Source organism: Streptomyces sp. NPDC001970 (assembly GCF_053594115.1).
Map to the genome: position 1 here is coordinate 1 of NZ_JBSFDW010000090.1, position 6679 is coordinate 6679.

A 6679-nucleotide genomic window follows, 5' to 3' on the forward strand; every position below is an offset into this window, starting at 1 on the left:
CGGCCCGCCCACCACGCCTGCCCTGCGGCGACCGCCCCTGCCAGCGCGACCACGCCCGCCGCGGGCAACGCCAGCGACCACGGATCGGCGCGCAGGGAGACACCGCCCTCGGGCGCGCGGCCGGGGAGTGCGGCGAGCGCCAGTTGTGTCACGTCCACTCCCGGTGCCAGCAGCCAGACCGTGACCCAGCCCACCAGGATGCCGCCGAGGCCGACCAGCACCGCCTGCGGCAACGCTTCGAGAAGAAGGAGCCGGCGGCCTTGCCGGCGGGTGAGGCCCATGGTGCGCAGCCGGGCCAGCAGCGCGGTGCGTGCCGGCGCGGACTGCAGCAGCGAGAGCAGCAGCGCGAGCGCGGCGTAGCCCGCACCCGCGGCGATCGCGGCCGCGTAGATCCGCTCTGCCCCGGTCTGCAGGGGCGAGTCGGCGAACGAGGCCCGCACCTCGCTGCGCGACTGCACGTCGGCATCGTGCCCCGTGGCGCGTGCGGCGGCCTTCAGGGCTCCGTCGTCCAGCTCGTCACCTGCGGCCAGGAGGAGCGTGGTCGTGGCCCGATTCGTGAGCTTCGAGGCGTCGACCAGCAGGAATTCGGAGGCAATCGCGGGGGTCCGGCTGCGCACCGCGGTCACCCGGACCGTGAAGTCCCCGGCGATCGTCTCGATGCGCTGCGGTTCGCGGCCCAGAGTCTCGGCGACGTCCGGCGAGGCGATCGCGTCGAGGACTGGGTCTCCTTGCGCGCCCGGGCTCCCCTGAAGTGCGCGGGCCGGGAACGTGCCGAGCCCCAGCTGATCGGTGAGCCGTGCATAGGACTGCGGTTCCACCCCGACCAGTGCGGGGAGCAAAACGCCCTTGACCGGGTGGGTTCGGGGCAGCAGGTTGATCGAGGGTTCGATCTGCACCGGGGCCACCACCTGGACCCCGGGAACGTCCCGCACCTCCTGCTCGAGGCCGTCCGGCAGGGCCCCGGTACCGTTCTGGCCGGAGATCCGTGCGTCCGCGCCGAGCGCCGTCAGCGCGGCCCGGTCCCGTGCGTCGGCGATGCCCGCCAGAATCGCACCTCCGAACGCCGCCGTGGTCAGTGCGATCAGCAGCGCCAGCAACGGCAGGACACCTGTCGCCGAGGAGCGGCCCGTTCGAGCCAGTGACAGGAAGCCGAGTGCCCCGCGCAGCCGTCCGGCCGGCCGGGCCGCCCACCGCAGCGGCAGGGGATACAGCCGGGCGAGGACCAGCGCCGCGACCAGCCCGACCAGTACCGGGCCCGCGCTTGCCAGGTAGTCGCCCGGGTCGCTGGTGCCGCGGCGGCGGATGGTCACCACGGCGGCTACGGCGAGGAGCAGCAGGCTCAGTTCGGCGACGGTACGCCGGCGGCTCGGCCGGGCGCGGACCACATCGGCCCGCACGGCGTGCATCCGGGGGCTGCGGTGCAGCACAACCGCACACACCGGCAGCGCCAGGCAGGCGATCACCGCGACCGTCGCGGCTGCCACGACCGCCGGCGTCAGCCGGCCTTCGGGCATCGACAGGACGGCTGCCACCAGGCCGGCACCGGATGCGGGCAGGGCGACGACGGCCGACTCGGCGAGCAGCCTGCCTCCGATGCCGGGCAGCGACCCACCGCGCGCACGCAGCAACGCCAGTTCGGCGTTGCGCCGTGCGGCGACGAGTCCTCCGGTCATCGCCAGGGTCACTGCCGCGACCGTCCCGGTCCCGATCGCGGCCACCGCCACGACCGGTGTGAGGGCGGAGCGCATGGCCTTGTGGGACGAGAGGATGCCGTCCATCCCGGTGGTCAACTCCGCGTGCCTGCCGGCCGCGTCCTTGAGGCGGAGCAGATCCGGACCGCCCTCGAGGGAGGCCACGCGGTCGATGAGGGGCGGGAGGTGCTGAGCCGTCAGCCCGCTGACGTCCGGCGCAATGCGCCAGTAGGGCTGTGGCTCGCCGAGGGTGCCCAGCAGCGCGGGCGCCGCCTCGGGGGCCAGGAGCAGCGACGCCTGCCAATACTGTTCCGGAGGATCCTCGTCCGTCAACGCCGAGGCGGGGTTGCGCAGCAGCGCTTCGGCCGCCCAGTAGCTGCCCTGGGGTCGTACGGGTTCGACGATGCCGGTGATCCGCACGACCAGCGGTCCACCGTTCGACGTGTCGATGTGCAGCAGGGAGCCCACGCGCATCCGCATCTTCTCGGCCGTTGCTGTCGTCACGGCGGCCTCGACCTCCCTCGTCTCCGCCGTCACCACGGCCGGGGCGGACGGCAGCCGCCCGGTACGGACGGTGGAGTGCTGGGCCAGTCCGACCTGCGCGGCGAGGATGAACTCGGGTGGGACCCCCTCGGGGCGCGGCAGCCAGGCGTCCCGGGCGACCAGGAACTTGGTGGTCTGGACGCCGTACGCGGTCTGCGCGGTGTCGGCGCGCAACGGTGCGGCCAGCAGCGGCAGCACCTTGCGGTACGCGGCCTCGATCACTTGCGGGCGCAGTGCCTCTTCTCTGGCGGACTGCGGGAGTTCGAGGCCGGGCTGTGGCGTGGTCAGCTCCAGGACGCTGAGGGCCGGGTGTGCGCCGGAAATGTCCTGTCGCAGGCTGCGGGACTCGTTGGTGTCGACGGCTCGCGGGAAGGCTGCGGCCAGGAAGGCCGTGAGCAGGACGAGCGCGCCGAAGGCGAGCGCGGAGGCCGGCGCAGTACGCAGCCGAGTCCTGGTCCAGGGGGCGACCGGGCGCTGACGCGTGGGGTGCTGCCCGTCCGTACGGGTGCTCATCTCAGTAATCTCCCTGGTGGCGCAGGGTCAGTGCGGGGTGGGCGCGGCGCAGAGCGATGGCGGCGACGGCCAGCACGGGCAGGAGGGCGACCCCGACGAGCAGCAACGACACGTGGGACAGAGGCAGTTCGACCGACACGTCCGGCGCCGGTTGAGTGGCCCGACCGGTGAGGACGATCAGTGGCACCACTGCGCGGGTCAGTGCTGCTCCCAGGGCAGCGCCGGCGAGCAGTCCGGTGGCTATCAGTACGCCCTGCTCGGCGGCGACCATCCGGGCGAGCCTGCGGCGCGGTGCGCCGAGGGCGTTCAGAAGGGACAGTTCGGCGGAGCGTTCGCGCAGGGAGCCGACCGCGCTGACGGCGAAGCCGACCGCGGCGAGAGCCGCGGCCGCGAGCGCGACGGCCGGCAGGGCCTGGCGCGGTCCGGCGCCGAGCGGGTCGTCGGAGAGTTCCTCGGCGACCTCGTCACGCACCATGACATCGGCCGGATCGGCATCGGGGCGCTCGCGCAGCGCGTCGGCGACCGCGGCGGCCTTCCCGGGAGCGGTACTCAGCCACCATTCGGTCGGGGCGAGGGGGGCGCTCGCGCGATGGGCGAACAGCTCGTTGACGGCACGGAGGTCGAGCAGCAGCGCGCCGCCGTCGGCGTTCTCGGTGACCGGCTCTGTGCCGGTGGTGGACGGGCCGGAGCCGTTCAGCTGCGCGGCCGCGGCGTTCGCCTCGGGGCCGGTGGTCGGCAGCTGCCGCAGGGTGTCGACGATTCTCACCCGCACGTCCTCACCGGCCAGGGTGACGTTGACGCTCTGTCCCTGCCGCGCGCCCGCCGCCCGCAGGAACGCGTCCGACGCGATGCCGGCGAGCTCCGGCGCAGGGGCGGGCCGCTCGGCAGTGAGCCGGAGCTCCGTGCCTTCCGCGGGGGGATACGGATCATCCCTGCCCACCGTCGATGCGATGCGGTACGCAACGGCCAGCGGCCGCGCCGCCGAGGCCGAAGGTCGCAGTGTCACCGGCTTCTGTGCGATGCCGTCCAACGTGCCGGTGCTGCTGCCCTGCCAGCGCATGCCGTTGGGCACGGCGACAGGCCGCGCCGCGCCGTCAGCGCCTATGGCAAGCACCTGCTCGACGCTGAGGCGCAGGTTTCCGGTCACGCCCGGGGGCACTCGCCCGTCCAGCCTCAGGCCCGTGATCGTCAGCGGCCCGACAGGGGCGGCGCGCCTACCTCCGCCAGTCCGGTCGAGATCCAGGTCGATGACATGGACCCCGCCGTCGGCTGCGACATTCCCCGCGGGCAGCCGGTGCACCAGGCCGTAGCCGTCCTCCACCACCACGGTGGCCGCCGACACGAATCCCGTGACCGCCGTTTTCCTCCACTCGTCCTGGAGGCGCAGGTGGAGGGTGATCCGGTTGGTGTCGTCGGGCAGCACGAGACCAGGACTAACGTCGGCCCCGTGGGAACGAGTGGCGGCCAACAGCCGGTCGGCCTTCGCGTCGGCAAGGTCCTCTCGCAGCATCAGGTGCTGTTCGGCGCGTGCGGTGTCCAGGGCCAGCACGGTGGCGATGCGGTTGTCCGACAGGCCCAGTGCGGTGCGGTGAGCGGGCGCGGCGGCCCGGACTCCCGCCTGGGACGCGTACTGGCCGGCGTCACCCGGGCTGACGACATCGTTGTCCAGCACCCGCAGCGAGGCACCGACGCGGAAGTCGGCCTGATCGTCCTGCGAACGGTCCCACGAAGCGCTCTGCCCGATCGCCAGCATGCCCATCGACACCGCGAGCACCAGCAGCAGTACGGGTCCCGCGCCGCGCTGCGGCCGACGGCTGAACTGCCATGCGGCAAGCGCCGAGGGCAGCGTGCGTCCGCCCGCCGCCCTGCGCTCGACGAACCGAGCCGCCGGCGGCATCAGGCGCAGGACCAGTACCGTGCCCGCCAGCAGCGCCAGCGCGGGCGCGACGGCCAGCAGTGGATCGACGCCCAGGCTGCCGTTCCGGTCGTCACTGAGCACGCCGCTGCCGGAGTGCGCCGTCTGCTGGTTCAGCTGCCAGTACGCCACGGCAGCCACGAGCAACAGCGCGATGTCCCCTCCCGCGCGCAGAGGTGCGGGCAGCGCGGCCGCCCGGCCCCGCCGCCGGCCGGCGCTCGCCGTCACAGCAGGTGCCACCACCGCGGCGGCACAGCCCACCGCGACCAGCCCCGCCACCAACCAGACCGCAGTTCCTGTGGCGTCTTCGAATCGCAGCCCGATGCGGCCGAGCGAGGAACGCTCCACCAGCTGCCGGGACAGCGGACCCGCGAGCAGCGGTGCACACAGGGCCGCCGGCAGGGCCAGCAGCGCCGCCTCCAGCGCGGCGAGGCCAGTGATCCGGCGGCGCGAACCCCCGCGCGCCCTCAGCAGGTCGATCTCCCCTGCGCGTTCGCTGCTCAGCAGGCGGGCGACGAGCAGCAGCGCGTACGCGGCCAGCACGACCAGTTGCACCGCGACGATCACGAGGGTGGAGCGGGACACCATCAGTGCGCGTTCGGCCTGCGCGAGAACCCCGGGCAGGCCGGTGCGTACGATGACCGATCCGGCGAACGCCGGGTCCTTGCGCAGCGCCTCCGGTCCTCGTTCGGCAGCGGTGCGCAGCGCGGCGATCCGTTCCGTGCCGAGATCGCGGAAGCCGGCCGTGGCCAGCCAGGCCGTGGCCCCCTGGGAGGTGCGGGGGGAGGCGAGCACGGACGGGTCGGCCATGAGCGGCCCGTACGTGGTGAAGGCCAGGGTCCGCACCCCGCGTCCGCCGAGGCTGTCCAGCTGCCAGTACGGGTCGGCCGCGTCGGCGGCCCGGTACAGGCCGGTGACACGTACCTCCAGGGGCTTGTCCGACACCCGGTCGGCAAGCGTCAGCCGGGCACCCGGCCGGAGTTTCAGCTGTTGGGCGGCTGCCTCGGGAATCGCGACCGGCAAGGGTTCCGCGGCCGTCCCGACGGGCCCGGGCAGCGTTCCCTCGACGAGCTCGATCCGGGACCGGTCCAGGGCCGCGAACTCCGTGAGGTCGGGAAGCTCGGCGTCGGCGGCCGCACCCCTCAGCTCACGCGGCAGGGCATAAGGCCCCGAGCGCTCCAGCTCGCGCACCGAGACCGGCAGTCCGTCGAAGGTCTGCCGCGCGCCCCGCTCGACCGCCTCCTCGGCCGCCTGCCGCCGAGCGGACGGCACATCGGCGCTGACGACGAGGGCGGCGGCCGCCGCATCCCGGTGACCGAGACTGTGTTGCAACGCGGCATTGCCGACGATGCCGGAGAACGCGGTGAGCACGGCAAGGACACACGTGGTCAACAGGACGGCGAGCAGGGAAGCCGTCAGGAGCAAACGATGGGCTCTGAGGCGAAGAAGAACAAACCTTGTCACACTGTTTCCTGTTTCTTCTCCATGGAACGGCCTGAGCCCCGCCGTGCGAGAACCTACATGTGACACTAGACAGACAACGGTTCGGTGTTCAAGATTCATGTGATCGTGACCTTGTCGGCGATGCCAACATGCGTCGCTCGGGGCACGGCCTGCCCTGCCTGACCTGCATGGCAGGGGGTTCCGCTGCCACGATCAGTTCCGAACAGGCACCGTCGGCGTGGTTGTCACCCGGCACCGTCGCGGCTCCTGCCGCAGACCGGACGCCCGCAGTCAGGGCGCCCAGGAGAGCCGGACGGCCACTCCTGTCGAGCCACTGAAGGCAAGACCGCATCAGCCACATGCGGCCCTCCCGGGCCGCCTGACAACTCACGGAGATCCGCATGTCGAAGAGCCCGAGCGGGAGCACGACCGACAGCTCGGCCGCGGCGCCGACACGGCCCGGCAACGGTCGGGCCGTGGTGGAGGAGCCCGGCCGTGGGCCGATGGTCCGTGTGGAGAACCTGCATCGCTCGTACGGCAGCGGTGCCGCCGCCGTGCATGCCCTGCGGGGGGT

Annotated in this window: 2 protein-coding genes and 1 pseudogene; 1 reads left to right on the forward strand and 2 read right to left on the reverse strand. The window is 73.1% G+C overall.

The genetic code is table 11. The features are described 5' to 3' along the window. Both ACWCP0_RS41765 and ACWCP0_RS41770 read right to left on the reverse strand, forming a co-directional pair. The coding region (locus ACWCP0_RS41765; RefSeq protein ID WP_451083927.1) for an FtsX-like permease family protein at positions 1-2747 on the reverse strand (2747 nt) is incomplete at its 3' end. A 1-nt stretch (position 2748) separates the two neighbouring features. Then, positions 2749-6126: an FtsX-like permease family protein gene (locus ACWCP0_RS41770; RefSeq protein ID WP_451083928.1), complete on the reverse strand. Its 3378-nt coding sequence runs from the start codon at positions 6124-6126 to the stop codon at positions 2749-2751. 380 nt (positions 6127-6506) lie between these two features. Between ACWCP0_RS41770 and ACWCP0_RS41775 the strand changes: the two are divergent. Then, positions 6507-6679 (forward strand): annotated as a pseudogene (locus tag ACWCP0_RS41775) (ABC transporter ATP-binding protein); the annotation flags it as partial.